Raw genomic sequence first — 12,696 nt, forward strand, 5'->3', positions numbered from 1 at the left:
TCAGGCTCCTTCTGCGGGGGTCAGGGTCAGGCGCACGTTGGGCTGCTCGCCGTCGAGCCCGTCCAGCACCGTGACGTCGGTGACCTGGGGACGGAACGCCTGCGCGATGGTGGGGATTCCGAGGTCGCCCACGGCCGCGCGGCCGGACCCCAGCAGCATCGGCGCGACGTACGCGACGATCTCGTCGACCAGCGCGGCCCTGAGGAACGCGGCGGCCAGCGTCGGCCCGCCCTCGAGGAAGACGTGCTGCCGGTCGAGGGCGGCGAGCTCGGCGAGCGCCTTCTCGGGGTCGCGGGTGCGCAGGTGGACCGACGCGGCGTCCTCGTTGAAGGCCCGGCGACCGGGCGCCAGGTCCCGCTCCCCCATCACCGCGCGCAGCGGCTGGTGCGCCAGCGGGCGGTCGTCCTCGTCGCGCACGGTCAGCAGGGGGTCGTCGACCTCGACGGTGTTGGTACCCACGAGCATCACGTCGCACAGCGCCCGGAGCCGGTGGGTGTCGAGCCGGGCGGCGCGCGAGCTGACCCAGCGGCTGGTGCCGTCGGCGGCGGCGCTGCGGCCGTCGAGGGACGCGGCGAACTTCCAGGTCACGAACGGCCGGCCGTGGGTGAGACCGAAGGCCCAGAACCTGTTCAGGAGTCCGGACTCGGCCGCCAGGAGTCCCGCCTCGACCTCGACGCCGGCGGCGCGGAGGGTGGCGGCGCCGCCCGCCGCCTCGGGGTTGGGGTCCGGCTGCGCGAAGACCACCCGGCGTACGCCGGCGGCCACCAGGGCCTGCGCGCAGGGGCCGGTGCGTCCGGTGTGGTTGCACGGCTCGAGGGTCACGACCGCCGTCGCCCCCCGGGCCCGATCGCCTGCCCGGGCCAGGGCGTCGGCCTCGGCGTGCGGGGTGCCCGCGCCGCGGTGGTGGCCCTCGGCGAGGGTGCGGCCGGTCGCGTCGAGCAGCACGCAGCCCACCCGGGGGTTGGGGCCGAGCGGGACGCCCGGGGTCGCCGCGAGCTCGAGCGCACGCCGCATGGCGGCCTGCTCGGCTGCGCTGAACCTCATCTGGGTGCCCCTCCGGTCCGGTCACGGACTCCGGGGCTGACGGGCGGGCACCGGCGGGCGGGTGCCCGACGGGACGCCGTGCGTGCGCTTCCCATCCGGACTTTCACCGTCGGTCCAGGATTTCCACCTGGTCAACCGGTCACTGGCTGTGACCGGGTCGCGGACTTCTGGGCGTCAACCCAGTCACCGCCGGCTCGGAATTACACCGACCCCAGAGCACGCGAGCTGATAACTCGTCGAGATCGAGTCTGCCACACGACCTCGGGCGGTGGCGCGTGGCACCCGTCACGGTGAGACCCCTGGCGCCTGCGTGGGTCGCCCGAGAGGTCATGCGGAGGGTGTTGACCGTGGCAGTGTTGCCCGTGGCTCTGACCGGATGACGTCTGGGGACCCGGTCAGCGGGCCGCGCGCTCGGCGGCGGCGCGCAGCTCGGCCACCATCCGGTCCGGATCGTCGGCGGAGTAGACCGCGGAGCCGGCGACGAACGTGTCCGCGCCGGCCTCGACGCACCGCTCGATGGTGTCCAGGCTGATGCCGCCGTCGACCTGGAGCCAGGTCTCGACGCCGTGCTTGTCCATCAGCTCGCGGGCGCGCCGGATCTTGGGCAGGCACAGGTCGAGGAACCGCTGCCCGCCGAACCCGGGTTCGACGGTCATGATCAGCAGCATGTCGAGCTCGGGGAGCAGGTCCTCGTACGGCTCCACCGGGGTGGCCGGCCGCAGCGCCATGCTCGCCCGCGCGCCGTGGGAGCGGATCTCGCGGGCCAGCCGGACCGGGGCCGTGGCCGCCTCGACGTGGAACGTCACGGAGCCGCACCCGGCCTCGACGTACGCGAGCGCGTTGCGGTCGGCGTCCTCGATCATCAGGTGGGCGTCCAGCGGCACGTCCGTCGAGCGGGCCAGGGCCTCCACCATCGTGGGCCCGAACGTGAGGTTGGGGACGAAGTGGTTGTCCATCACGTCGACGTGCACCCAGTCGGCGCTGCCGATCCGGGCCACCTCCGCGCCGAGGTGCGCGAAGTCGGCATTGAGGATGCTCGGCGTGATCTGGATGCCCACGGGGTCAGCCTATTGGTCAGCGCCGGGCTCGTCCGGCTCGGCCGGCGTCTCGGCGCCGGCGCGCTCGTCGCGCTCGGCCCACTCCAGCAGCGGGGCGATGTCGTACACGTGGTCGTCGATGTCGGCGTGCAGGTCGCCGAGCCCGGCGAACCGGGCCGGGACGGTGAAGATCGTGAAGTCGCGGGGATCGGCGTCGTCGACCTCGTCCCACCGGATCGGGGTGGAGACCCGGGCGTCGGGGAGGCCGCGCACGGAGTACGCCGCCGCGATCGTGTGGTCGCGGGCGTTCTGGTTGTAGTCGACGAAGACCGTGGCCGGGTCGCGGTCCTTGCGCCACCAGGTCAGGTCGACCTCGTCGGGGGTACGCCGCTCCACCTCGCGGGCGAACGCGAGCGCGGCCCGGCGTACGTCCTTGTGCCCGTGCTCGGGCCTGATCCGGACGTAGACGTGGAGGCCCTTGCTGCCGCTGGTCTTGGGGAAGCCGACCGCGCCGAGCTCGTCGAGCACCTCGTGGGCGACCTGCGCGACCCGCCGGACCCGGTCGTAGGAGCAGTCCGGGCCGGGGTCGAGGTCGATGCGCCACTCGTCGGGCCTCTCGGTGTCCTCGCGGCGGCTGTTCCACGGGTGGAACTCGACGGTGGACATCTGCACCGCCCAGATCACCGATCCCAGCTCGGTCACGCACAGCTCGTCGGCCGTGCGGTTCCAGCGGGGGAAGTGCAGCCGGACCGTCTCCACCCACGGTGGCGCGCCCTGCGGCAGGCGCTTCTGGTGGACCTTGTCGCCGGCGAGCCCCTTGGGGAACCGGTGCAGCATGCAGGGCCGCTCGAACAGGGCGTTGACGATGCCCGGGCCCACCGCGAGGTAGTACTCGACCAGGTCCAGCTTGGTGGCCCCACTGGCGGGGAAGTAGACCCGGTCGGGGTTGCTGACCCGGACGACCCGGTCGTCGACCTCGATCTCGACCGCGGGCGGCTTGGCGGCGGGCATGCGCCCCAATCTAGGGGGTGGCGGGTCGTTCGGTTCCTGCCCTGGACCTCGACCAGCCCCCGGTGGTGCGGATCTGGGCGGACCCCGGCTGCCGCTGCCGGATCGGTCCTGGGAGCAGCTCGGCCTGATCGGCACCAGAAGGCCTAGTTGGAGGTTCCGGGCCGCTACCTGCGGCACGTGCTCGCCTGAGATCCATCGTTCGCGATCGGCCGCAACGCCACGGCCCCTCGAGGCGTCATAGGAGTGTGACGAGCACACCGAACCTCGAGAGCCGAGGGGACCCCGAGGACCCCAGGGACCTCGGGGACCCCGGGGACTTCGGGGACTTCGTGCGGGCGACCGGGACCCGGCTGTACCGCCAGGCGCTGCTGCTCACCGGGGACCACCACCTGGCCGAGGACCTGATCCAGACGACCTACGCCAAGGTGTTCGCCTCGTGGCGCCGGGTCTCCCGGGCCGAGAACCCGGTGGCGTACGCCAGGACCACGCTGCTCAACACGTTCCTGTCCCACCGCCGGCTGCGCCGCTCGACTGAGCTGCCGGCCGGTGCCGTCCCCGGGCGCGAGGGCTCCGCGCCCGAGGACGACCCCGCGACCCGGGTGGATCTCCTCGCCGCCCTCGCCACGCTCCCGGCGCACGACCGGGCGCTGCTGGTGCTGCGCTACTGGGAGGACCGCTCGGTCGCCGACACGGCCCGCGACCTCGGGCTCACCGAGACGACCGTGCGCACCCGATCCCGACGCGCCCTGCAGCGGCTGCGACCGCTGCTCGGCGCCGAGCTCACCGAGAGGACCCCGTGATGGACCACCCCACCGCCGTCGGCACCGCCCTGCAGGAGCGGGTCAGGGACGAGCACGTCGACCTCGAGGAGCTGCTCCGGGCGGCCACCCGCTCCGGCACCCGGATCCGGCGGAGGCGCCGGACCGCCGCCACCGTGGGCGCCGCGGCGGGCGTCGCCGCGATCGCCCTGGGCGGTGCCCTGCTGGCCGGCTCGAACGGTACGCCGCGCGGCGGGCCGGACCTCGCCAGCCAGCCCACCACCGCCGCGTCGGACCCCGGGACACGGGCGGCCACCTCCGAGCGGCAGACCCGTGCGGCCGGCGCGCACGCGCGCGCCCAGCGCGCCCTGCAGGACGCCCCGGTCTACGTCGACTCCCCGGACTGGCGCTGCGACCGCCCGGCCGACGAGAAGTTCATCTGCTCCCGCGGCGGGGCGTCCGTGGTGGTGAGCTGGCGCTCTGCCGCGGCGTGGGACGACTACCAGGACCCCGCCAAGGCGGGCCCCGGGACGTACGTCAGCGACGTGCACGGCGACGTCTTCGCCACCATCGCGCCGGGCCAGGGGACCGCCCCGGCCCAGGTCACCGAGGTCGCGGGAGCGCTCGTCTGGGCCGAGTAGCCCTCAGCCGGTCCGGCGCAGCAGCCCCAGGAACATCGCATCGGTGCCGTGCCGGTGCGGCCAGAGCTGGACGGTGCCCTCCATCGGGCCACCGCAGTCGGGCACGGCGGGCAGGAGTCCGCGCACGTCCTCGAGTCGTACGTCGTCGCGGGTCTCGAGCACCGAGGACACCACGCCGCGGGTCTCCGAGAGCACCGGGGAGCAGGTCGCGTACAGCACGACCCCGCCGGGGCGGGTCAGGTCGAGCGCCGCGGACAGCAGTCGGCGCTGGAGCAGCACCAGGCTCAGCAGGTCGTCGGCGCGCCGGCGCCACCGGGCCTCGGGCCGGCGCCGGAGGGCGCCCAGGCCGGTGCAGGGCGCGTCCACGAGCACCCGGTCGAAGGTCGCGGCGGCGAACGGCGGCGCGGTGCCGTCGGAGGTCACGATGCCGGTCACCCCGGGCGCGTCGCCGAGCGCCCGCTGCACCAGGCGGGCCCGGTGCTCCTGCCGCTCGGCGGCCACCAGCCGGGCGCCGCGCCCGGCCGCGAGGGCGGCCAGGAGGGCCGACTTGCCGCCGGGGCCCGCGCAGAGGTCCAGCCACCGCCGGTCCGGGCCCTCGACCGGTGCCGCCGCGAGCGCGGCGGCGACCAGCTGGGAGCCTTCGTCCTGGACCCCGGCCCGGCCCTCGGCGACCGCCGGGATCTGGCCCGGGTCGCCCCCGTCGAGGACCACGCCGTACGGCGAGTAGGCGGTCGGCTCGCCCGGCAGCTCGTCGCGGCTGGAGCGGCCCGGCCGAGCCACGAGCGTCACCCGGGGCGGCTCGTTGTCGGCGGCGAGCAGCTCGAGCAGCTCGCCGGCCCCCACGGCCGAGCGCAGCTCGTCGACGATCCAGCGCGGATGGCTGAAGGCGATCGACGCGAACCGGGTCGGCGCGAGCCGCGGGTCGGGTGCGACGCGGCGGATCCACTCGGCCAGCTCCTGCCGCGCGACCTGGCGCAGCACGGCGTTCGCGAAGCCGCCCGCGCCGGAGCTCACCTTGGCGCGGACCAGGTCGACCGTGGTGCTGATCGCGGCGTGCACGGGCACCCGCATGGAGAGCAGCTGGTGGGTGCCGAGCCGCAGCGCATCGAGGACCTTCGCCTCGACCTTGCTCAGCGGCCGGTCCACGCACGCCGCGAGGATGGCGTCGTACGTCCCCCTCCGACGGATCGTGCCGGAGACGAGCTCGGTCACGAACGCGGCGTCGCGGCCGGAGAGCCCGTGCTGGCGCAGCACCGAGGGGAGCACCAGGTTGGTGTAGGCGCCGTCGACGCGCACCGCCTTCATCACGTCGAGCGCCGCGAGCCGGGCCGGGTCGACGCCAGATCGGCTGCCGGCGGTGCGGCTGCCGCGCTGCGGCTCCCGCGGCCGGGTATCACTCATCCGGGAGGTACTTCGTCGACGGGCTCGCTGCGGCCTGCACGGCCCTGGCTTCGGTGGCTATCTCCACCCACTCCTCGCGCTCGATCTCTCCGAGACGGGCGGGCCGCGACCTGCAGTTTCCGACAGTCGGTCTCGGGTCGTCTGCATGCGCCGGACGGCTCATGCCCCCGACCGTATCGACCCGGGCCTCAGCTTTCACCGGAACCGGCACCAATTCGGACACCGCTCTCCAACCGGGCGCCCCGGGCCCAGTCGGCGGCGCCCATCTGCCGGCGTCCGTGCGGGCGCACCTCGGCGAGGCGGACGGCGGTCGTGCCGGTGCCGACCAGCACGTCGTGCTTCCCGACCCACAGCTCCCCCGGCTCGAGGGCAGCACTGGTGGGCGGCTCGGCGTGGGTGAGCGGACCGAGCTTGAGGCGCTCGCCGTCGACGGTGGTCCAGGCGCCCGGGGCCGGGGTGCAGGCCCGCACCTGGTGGTCGATCACGACCGCCGGCCGCGACCAGTCCACGCGGGCGTCCTCGACCTCGACCTTCGGGGCGTAGGACACCCCCTCGGCCTGCTGCGGACGAGCCTCCAGGGAGCCGTCCTCGATCCCGTCGAGGGTCGCGACCATGAGGCCGGCGCCGCCCTCGGCGAGGCGGGCGAGCAGGTCGCCGGCGGTGTCGGTCGGGCGGATCCGCTCGGTCATCACGCCGTACGTCGGGCCCGCGTCGAGCTCCTTCACGATCCGGAACGTCGTGGCGCCGGTGACCTCGTCCCCGGCCCAGATCGCGTACTGCACGGGGGCTGCGCCCCGCCAGGCGGGCAGCGCCGAGAAGTGCAGGTTGACCCATCCGTGCACCGGGATGTCGAGGGCGGACTGCGGCAGCAGCGCGCCGTACGCGACGACCGGACAGCAGTCGGGGCGCAGCGCGCGGAGCTGCTCCTGGAACTCCGGGTCCTTCGGGTGGGCCGGCTTGAGCACCGGGACGCCGAGCTCCTCGGCACGGACCGCGACCGGGCTGGCCACCAGCCGGCGGCCCCGCCCGGCGGGCGCGTCGGGGCGGGTGACGACCCCGACCAGCTCGTGGGTGGACGCGGCGACGGCGTCCAGGACGGGGACGGCGACCTCGGGGGTGCCGGCGAAGACGACGCGCATGCTCAGAAGCCGAGCCCGTGCGTGGCGTGCGGGGAGACCTTGATCTGGGGGGCCTCGAGGCCGAACCACTCGGACTCGCGGATCGCCTTCATCGCGGCCTTGCGGGCCTCGGTGTCCAGGCGGTCGATGAACAGGACCCCGTCGAGGTGGTCGGTCTCGTGCTGGAGGGCACGGGCCAGCAGCTCGGTGCCCTCGATGGTCACCGGGTCGCCGTACATGTTGAAGCCGCGAGCGACCGCGCGCATCGCGCGCCGGCAGTCGATGCTCAGGCCCGGGATGGACAGGCAGCCCTCGGGGCCGTCCTGGACCTCGTCCGACAGGTCCAGCCGGGGGTTGACCAGGTGGCCGGGCTCGCCGTCGACGTACCAGGTGAAGACCCGCAGCCCGACGCCGATCTGCGGGGCGGCCAGGCCCGCCCCGGGGGCGCCCATCATGGTGTCGGTGAGGTCCTCGACGAGCCGGCGCAGCTCCTTGTCGAAGTCGACGACCTCGATGGCGGGCTTGCGCAGGACGGGGTCCCCGAAGAGACGGATCGGCTGGATGGGCACGTCCAGAGTCTAGGGAGCACGCGCCAGCCGGCTCCCTGGTGGTGGTCGAGCGAGCGCCAGCGTCCTACAGGGTGGGCGGGTCGACCTGGATCCGGACGGCGTCGAGCTTGCGGCTCGAGCGCGCCCGCTGGAGCTGGCCGAGGGCGTGCGCGAGCGCGAGCCCCTGCGCCCGCGGCACGCGGACCACGACCCGTGACTCGCCCTCGCCCAGGTCCACCGGGCCGAGGATCTCGGCCTCCGGCGGGGCGTCGAGGAGGACCAGGGCGTCGTCGACCGCGCCGGGCTCGCCGGTGATCGTGGCCAGGCGGCTGGCCGGCGGCAGGTGCGCCTCGACCCGCTCGGCGGTCTCGCGGGCCGCGAACCCGGCCGGGTCCCAGCGCACCAGCGCCTGGAGCGCCGGGTGGGCCGCATCGCCGACGGCCACGACTCGGCCTCCGGGGCGGACCAGCGCCGCGGCGTTCGCCCACCGGCGCAGCGCCTCCTCCTCGGCGCGCAGGTCGATCCGGGAGAGCAGCAGCCAGGTGTCCAGCAGCACCACAGCTGCGTAGCCGCCCTCGGCGACCGGCTCGGCGCCGGGCGTCGCGACCACGACCTGCGGGCGTCCGCCCACCGTCGCCACCACGGCGTCACCGGAGCTGGTGCGCACGGTGGTGCCGGGGAACGCGCGCCCCAGCTCCTCGGCCGTCCGGGCGTCGCCGAGCACCGGCGCACGCAGCCCGCGATGGCCGCACTCCGGGCAGGCCCAGCCCTCGGCCAGGGTGCCGCACCAGCGGCAGCCGGGCGGGGTGGTCGGTCCGGTGAGGGCCAGCGGACCCTGGCAGGTGGCACAGCGGGCCGGCGTCCGGCAGCGCTCGCAGGCCAGGGCGTTGACGTAGCCGAGCCGGGGCGTCTGCACGAGGACGGGCCCCCCGGCCAGCGCGTCGCGGATCGACTGGTGCACCTCGCGCGGCATCCGGGCGGCGCGGGCGTGGACGTCGCGGAACCCGGCGTCCCCCGCGACGGTCACGGTGACCCGGCGGCGCACCTCCTCCCGGGTGGCGCCCAGCTCGTGAGCCCAGCCGGTGCGGAGGAGGTACTCGCCCTCCACCGTGCGCACGAACCCGCCGACCAGGGCCGCGGCTCCCTCCCGCTCGGCCCGCAGCAGCAGCGTCTCGCGGGTGTGCGGGTACGGCGCTCGCGGCTCGGCGTGCAGGTCGTCGCCGTCGTCCCAGACCACGACCAGCCCGAGGTCGTGGACCGGCGCGAACGCGGCACCGCGGGTGCCGACCACCACCCGCCGCAGACCGCGGCTGACCGCGAGGAAGTCGCGGTAGCGGGCGGCCGGCCCGGAGTCGGCGGTCAGCGTGACGTGCTGGCCCTCCCCCAGCACGTCCGTGAGGGCCGCGTCGACCCGCGCGACGTCCTTGTGGTCGGGGACGCACACCAGGCTCCCCCGACCCGAGGCGTACGTCGCCGCGACGGCGTGGGCGACCAGGGCCGGCCAGTCGGTCGCCGGGGCGGCGGTCCACACGGCCCGCGGGCTGGCGCCGGCGGCGAGGTGGCGCAGGTACGCCGGGCCGGGCTCGTGCCCGGCCCACACCGCCTCACCCGCAGCCGGGTCGGGACCGGCCCAGGGTGGGGCCGCGGGGGTGGGCTCCCTCTCCGTCGTCGCGTGGCGGGCCGGCACCGCCAGCCGGAGCACGTCGGAGCGGGTGCCGGCGTACCGCTCGGCGAGCTCGGCGCTGAGGGCCTCGACCTGCGGGGCCAGCACCGGCTCCGGGCTCACGACGCGCCGCAGGGGCGCCAGGCGTCCGGGATGGTCGGACTCCGCCGCGCGGGCCACGAGGTAGCCGTCGACGTCCTGGCCCGCGAACCGGACCTTCACCCGCACCCCCGGCCGCGCGTCCTGGGCCATCGCGGCCGGGACGGCGTAGTCGAAGGGCCGGTCGAGGTGGGCGAGCGGCAGGTCGACCAGGACCCGGGCCACCGGATCCACCGCGGCGGGCTCGGCGGCCGCCGCCTTGCGCTCCCGGGTCGCGCGCGCCTTGGCCCGGGACGCCTTCACGCTGGCCCGGACCATCCCCGGCAGCAGCTCGGGCTGCTCCTCCGGGTCCGTCATGGACTGATGTCTACCAGGGGGCGGCGACGCACCTACCCGCCACCGTAACCACGCCGAGGAACGACCAGCCCGCGCACCGATCCCGCGGCCCGCGCGGCGGCGAAGCCGACGCGCGAGACGCGGACGCCGGAGACGCTGACTAGAGGCCGGCGGCGGCGCGCAGCGCGTCGGCGCGGTCGATGCGCTCCCAGGTGAACTCGGGGAGCTCGCGGCCGAAGTGGCCGTACGCCGCGGTCTTGGCGTAGATCGGCCGCAGCAGGTCGAGGTCGCGGATGATCGCGGCGGGACGTAGGTCGAAGACCTCGAGCACCGCCTGCTGGATCCGCTCGTCGGCCACGACGCCGGTGCCGAAGGTCTCGACGAAGACGCCGACCGGCTGGGCCTTGCCGATGGCGTAGGCGACCTGCGCCTCGCAACGGGTGGCCAGGCCGGCGGCGACGACGTTCTTCGCCACCCAGCGCATCGCGTAGGCCGCGGAGCGGTCGACCTTCGACGGGTCCTTGCCCGAGAAGGCGCCGCCGCCGTGACGCGCCATGCCGCCGTAGGTGTCGACGATGATCTTGCGGCCGGTCAGGCCCGCGTCGCCCATCGGGCCGCCGACGACGAAGCGGCCGGTCGGGTTCACCAGCAGCCGGTAGCCCTCGGAGGGGATCCGGAAGGTGGCGAGCACCGGGTCGATGACGTGCTTCTTGACGTCGGACTCCAGGGTGCCGAGCTCGGTGTCCTCGTCGTGCTGCGAGGAGAGCACGACGGTGTCGACCCGGACCGGGCGGTTGTCGGCGTCGTACTCGATGGTGACCTGCGTCTTCCCGTCGGGGCGCAGATAGGGCAGCGTGCCGTCCTTGCGCACGGCGGTGAGCTGCTCGGCGAGCCGCTGCGCGATCACGATCGGCAGCGGCATCAGCACGTCGGTGTCGTCGCAGGCGTAGCCGAACATCAGGCCCTGGTCGCCCGCGCCCTGCTTGTCCATCGCGTCGACCGATCCGGTGCGGCTCTCGTGGCCGGTGTCGACGCCCTGGGCGATGTCGCCGGACTGACCGCCGATGGCGACCATCACGCCGCAGGAGTGCCCGTCGAAGCCCTTGACCGAGGAGTCGTAGCCGATGTCGATGATCCGGCGGCGCACGACGTCCTTGACGTCGACGTACCCGGTCGTGGTGACCTCGCCGGCGACGACGACGAGGCCCGTGGTGAGCAGTGTCTCGACGGCGACGCGGCTGGTCGGGTCCTGCTCCAGCATCGCGTCGAGGACCGAGTCGCTGATCTGGTCGGCGATCTTGTCCGGGTGACCCTCGGTCACCGACTCCGAGGTGAAGAGGCGTCCGGTCACTGCTGCACTCCTGTGTCCTGGGTTGGCGGTCCTGCCAACGATATCGAGCGTCCCGGATCGCGGGACGGCGGTCTCAATCCTGCAGCCTGGCTGCCACTTCGTCCCAAATGACGTGGGCGAGCGCGTGCTTCGGGCCGCGCTGCACCTCGACCGCCCCGCCGTCCGCCGCGAGGATCACCGCCTCGTTCTCGGGGCTGCCGAAGACGGCGCCGCCGCTGACGTCGTTGACCACCAGCAGGTCGCAGCCCTTGCGGGCCAGCTTGGCGCGGGCCAGGTCGAGCACGCTGCCGCTGTCGTCGCCGGTCTCCGCGGCGAACCCCACGATCACCGCCCCGGGTCGGGCGCGCCGGGTGCTGATCTCGTGGAGGATGTCGGGGTTCTGCGCGAGGCTGACGGTCGGCGCGGAGCCGTCCTCGGCCTTCTTGATCTTCGCGTCGCTGACGTCCACGGGGCGGTAGTCCGCGGGCGCGGCCGCCATCACCACGGCGTCGGCCGACGGGGCCGCGGCCAGCACCGCGTCGCGCAGCTCGGCGGTGGTCTCGACCCGCACGATCTTGACGCCCGCGGGGTCGGGGAGGCTCACGTTGGCGGCGACCAGGATGACGTCGGCGCCGCGGGCGGCGGCGGCGCGGGCCAGGGCGTAGCCCTGGAGGCCCGAGGACCGGTTGCCGAGGAACCGGACCGGGTCGAGGTACTCGCGGGTACCGCCGGCGGTGACCAGGACCTGCCGGCCGGCGAGGTCCGGCCCGACGGCACTCCCCCGGGCCAGCACCTCCCGGCACAGCTCGAAGATCTCGGCCGGCTCGGGCAGCCGGCCCTTGCCGGTGTCGACGCCGGTGAGCCGGCCCTCGGCGGGCTCGATCACCACGGCGCCGCGCTCCCGCAGCGTCGCCACGTTGGCCTGGGTCGCGGGGTGCTCCCACATCTCGGTGTGCATCGCAGGGGCGAACACCACCGGGCAGCGGGCGGTGAGCAGCGTGTTGGTGAGCAGGTCGTCGGCCAGCCCGTGGGCGGCCTTCGCGAGCAGGTCGGCGGTCGCCGGCGCCACCACCAGGAGGTCCGCGGACTGCCCGATCCGCACGTGCGGCACCCGGTGCACCTCGGTCCACACCTCGGTCGCCACCGGCTTGCCGGACAGGGCGGCCCAGGTCGACTCGCCGACGAACTGAAGGGCCGCGGCGGTCGGAACCACCGTCACGTCGAAGTCGGCCCCATGGCCGGACTCGGAGAATCGGCGCAGCAGCTCGCAGGCCTTGTACGCCGCGATGCCACCCGAGACGCCGAGCACCACGCGAGCAGCGGGCCGCCCCCCGGACGGGGAGGCGGCCTCGTGGGTGCTGCTGGTGGTCAGCGGATCACTCGCGGAAGGAGTCACCCGCATCCGCGGCGGCGGCCTGGGCGGCAGCCTCCTCGGCGGCGAGCTCGGCGGGGTCGACGTCCTCGCAGGTCAGCAGGTCCTCGTTGATCTCGCGCAGCGCGATCGAGAGCGGCTTCTCCTGGACGTGGGTGTCGACCAGCGGGCCGACGTACTCGAGCAGGCCCTCCCCGAGCTGGGAGTAGTAGGCGTTGATCTGCCGGGCGCGCTTGGCGCTGTAGAGGACCAGCTTGTACTTGCTGTCGGTCTTCGTCAGCAACTCGTCGATCGGGGGGTTGGTGACACCCTCGGCAGCGATGGTGGGTCCGGACACG

The 12,696-nt window shown here is 74.7% G+C and carries 12 protein-coding genes and 1 riboswitch; of the genes, 2 read left to right on the forward strand and 10 right to left on the reverse strand.

Annotation, left to right across the window (positions count from 1 at the left end; translation table 11 throughout):
* The 3 genes from ribD to ligD all read right to left on the reverse strand — a co-directional run bounded on the left by ribD (position 1) and on the right by ligD (position 3,092).
* Positions 1–1,044 carry a bifunctional diaminohydroxyphosphoribosylaminopyrimidine deaminase/5-amino-6-(5-phosphoribosylamino)uracil reductase RibD gene (gene ribD, locus QMC84_RS19315; RefSeq protein ID WP_300377626.1) on the reverse strand — a complete coding sequence of 348 codons (1,044 nt, stop codon included), beginning with the start codon at positions 1,042–1,044 and terminating at the stop codon, positions 1–3.
* A gap of 78 nt (positions 1,045–1,122) precedes the next feature.
* A riboswitch (FMN riboswitch) is annotated at positions 1,123–1,268 on the reverse strand.
* Between the two features lie 171 nt (positions 1,269–1,439).
* Entirely contained in the window at positions 1,440–2,102 is a 663-nt protein-coding gene (rpe, locus tag QMC84_RS19320; RefSeq protein ID WP_300377628.1) for a ribulose-phosphate 3-epimerase, read from the reverse strand.
* 9 nt (positions 2,103–2,111) lie between these two features.
* Entirely contained in the window at positions 2,112–3,092 is a 981-nt protein-coding gene (gene ligD / locus QMC84_RS19325; protein ID WP_300377630.1) for a non-homologous end-joining DNA ligase, read from the reverse strand.
* Between the two features lie 245 nt (positions 3,093–3,337).
* Between ligD and QMC84_RS19330 the strand changes: the two genes are divergently transcribed.
* Both QMC84_RS19330 and QMC84_RS19335 read left to right on the forward strand, forming a co-directional pair.
* The gene (locus QMC84_RS19330) at positions 3,338–3,892 is read left to right on the forward strand and encodes a SigE family RNA polymerase sigma factor (RefSeq protein WP_300377632.1); all 555 of its coding nucleotides are present in this window, start codon (positions 3,338–3,340) and stop codon (positions 3,890–3,892) included.
* Entirely contained in the window at positions 3,892–4,491 is a 600-nt protein-coding gene (locus QMC84_RS19335; protein WP_300377634.1) for a hypothetical protein, read from the forward strand. Before QMC84_RS19330 ends, QMC84_RS19335 begins: the two co-directional genes overlap by 1 nt.
* A gap of 3 nt (positions 4,492–4,494) precedes the next feature.
* Here the strand turns inward: QMC84_RS19335 and QMC84_RS19340 are convergent, their stop codons facing one another.
* The 7 genes from QMC84_RS19340 to rpoZ all read right to left on the reverse strand — a co-directional run bounded on the left by QMC84_RS19340 (position 4,495) and on the right by rpoZ (position 12,695).
* Positions 4,495–5,892 carry a transcription antitermination factor NusB gene (locus QMC84_RS19340; RefSeq protein WP_300377636.1) on the reverse strand — a complete coding sequence of 466 codons (1,398 nt, stop codon included), beginning with the start codon at positions 5,890–5,892 and terminating at the stop codon, positions 4,495–4,497.
* Positions 5,893–6,080: 188 nt separating this feature from the next.
* A complete protein-coding gene (fmt, locus tag QMC84_RS19345; protein ID WP_300377638.1) occupies positions 6,081–7,031 on the reverse strand; it encodes a methionyl-tRNA formyltransferase in 951 nt (316 codons plus the stop codon).
* A gap of 2 nt (positions 7,032–7,033) precedes the next feature.
* A complete protein-coding gene (gene def, locus QMC84_RS19350; RefSeq protein WP_300377640.1) occupies positions 7,034–7,579 on the reverse strand; it encodes a peptide deformylase in 546 nt (181 codons plus the stop codon).
* A gap of 64 nt (positions 7,580–7,643) precedes the next feature.
* Positions 7,644–9,677, reverse strand: a complete 2,034-nt coding sequence (locus QMC84_RS19355; RefSeq protein ID WP_300377642.1) for a primosomal protein N' — start codon at positions 9,675–9,677, stop codon at positions 7,644–7,646.
* A gap of 139 nt (positions 9,678–9,816) precedes the next feature.
* Complete coding sequence (gene metK, locus QMC84_RS19360) at positions 9,817–11,007, reverse strand: methionine adenosyltransferase (RefSeq protein ID WP_300377644.1); 1,191 nt, start codon at positions 11,005–11,007, stop codon at positions 9,817–9,819.
* Positions 11,008–11,080: 73 nt separating this feature from the next.
* Positions 11,081–12,388 (reverse strand): bifunctional phosphopantothenoylcysteine decarboxylase/phosphopantothenate--cysteine ligase CoaBC, encoded by a 1,308-nt coding sequence (coaBC, locus tag QMC84_RS19365; protein WP_300377646.1) that lies wholly within the window; start codon positions 12,386–12,388, stop codon positions 11,081–11,083.
* Entirely contained in the window at positions 12,363–12,695 is a 333-nt protein-coding gene (gene rpoZ, locus QMC84_RS19370; protein ID WP_300377648.1) for a DNA-directed RNA polymerase subunit omega, read from the reverse strand. Before rpoZ ends, coaBC begins: the two co-directional genes overlap by 26 nt.
* Position 12,696: the final 1 nt, after the last annotated feature.

Source organism: Nocardioides sp. (assembly GCF_030019515.1).
In the GTDB taxonomy this organism is placed as follows: Bacteria; Actinomycetota; Actinomycetes; order Propionibacteriales; family Nocardioidaceae; genus Nocardioides.

What these genes read in the sequence shown, in the direction of transcription:
- coaBC (WP_300377646.1), bottom strand. Translation starts at nt 12,388, where the DNA reads ATGCGGGTGACTCCTTCCGCGAGTGATCCGCTGACCACCAGCAGCACC.
- QMC84_RS19340 (WP_300377636.1), bottom strand. Translation starts at nt 5,892, where the DNA reads ATGAGTGATACCCGGCCGCGGGAGCCGCAGCGCGGCAGCCGCACCGCC.
- ribD (WP_300377626.1), bottom strand. Translation starts at nt 1,044, where the DNA reads ATGAGGTTCAGCGCAGCCGAGCAGGCCGCCATGCGGCGTGCGCTCGAG.
- QMC84_RS19335 (WP_300377634.1), top strand. Translation starts at nt 3,892, where the DNA reads ATGGACCACCCCACCGCCGTCGGCACCGCCCTGCAGGAGCGGGTCAGG.
- QMC84_RS19355 (WP_300377642.1), bottom strand. Translation starts at nt 9,677, where the DNA reads ATGACGGACCCGGAGGAGCAGCCCGAGCTGCTGCCGGGGATGGTCCGG.
- fmt (WP_300377638.1), bottom strand. Translation starts at nt 7,031, where the DNA reads ATGCGCGTCGTCTTCGCCGGCACCCCCGAGGTCGCCGTCCCCGTCCTG.
- ligD (WP_300377630.1), bottom strand. Translation starts at nt 3,092, where the DNA reads ATGCCCGCCGCCAAGCCGCCCGCGGTCGAGATCGAGGTCGACGACCGG.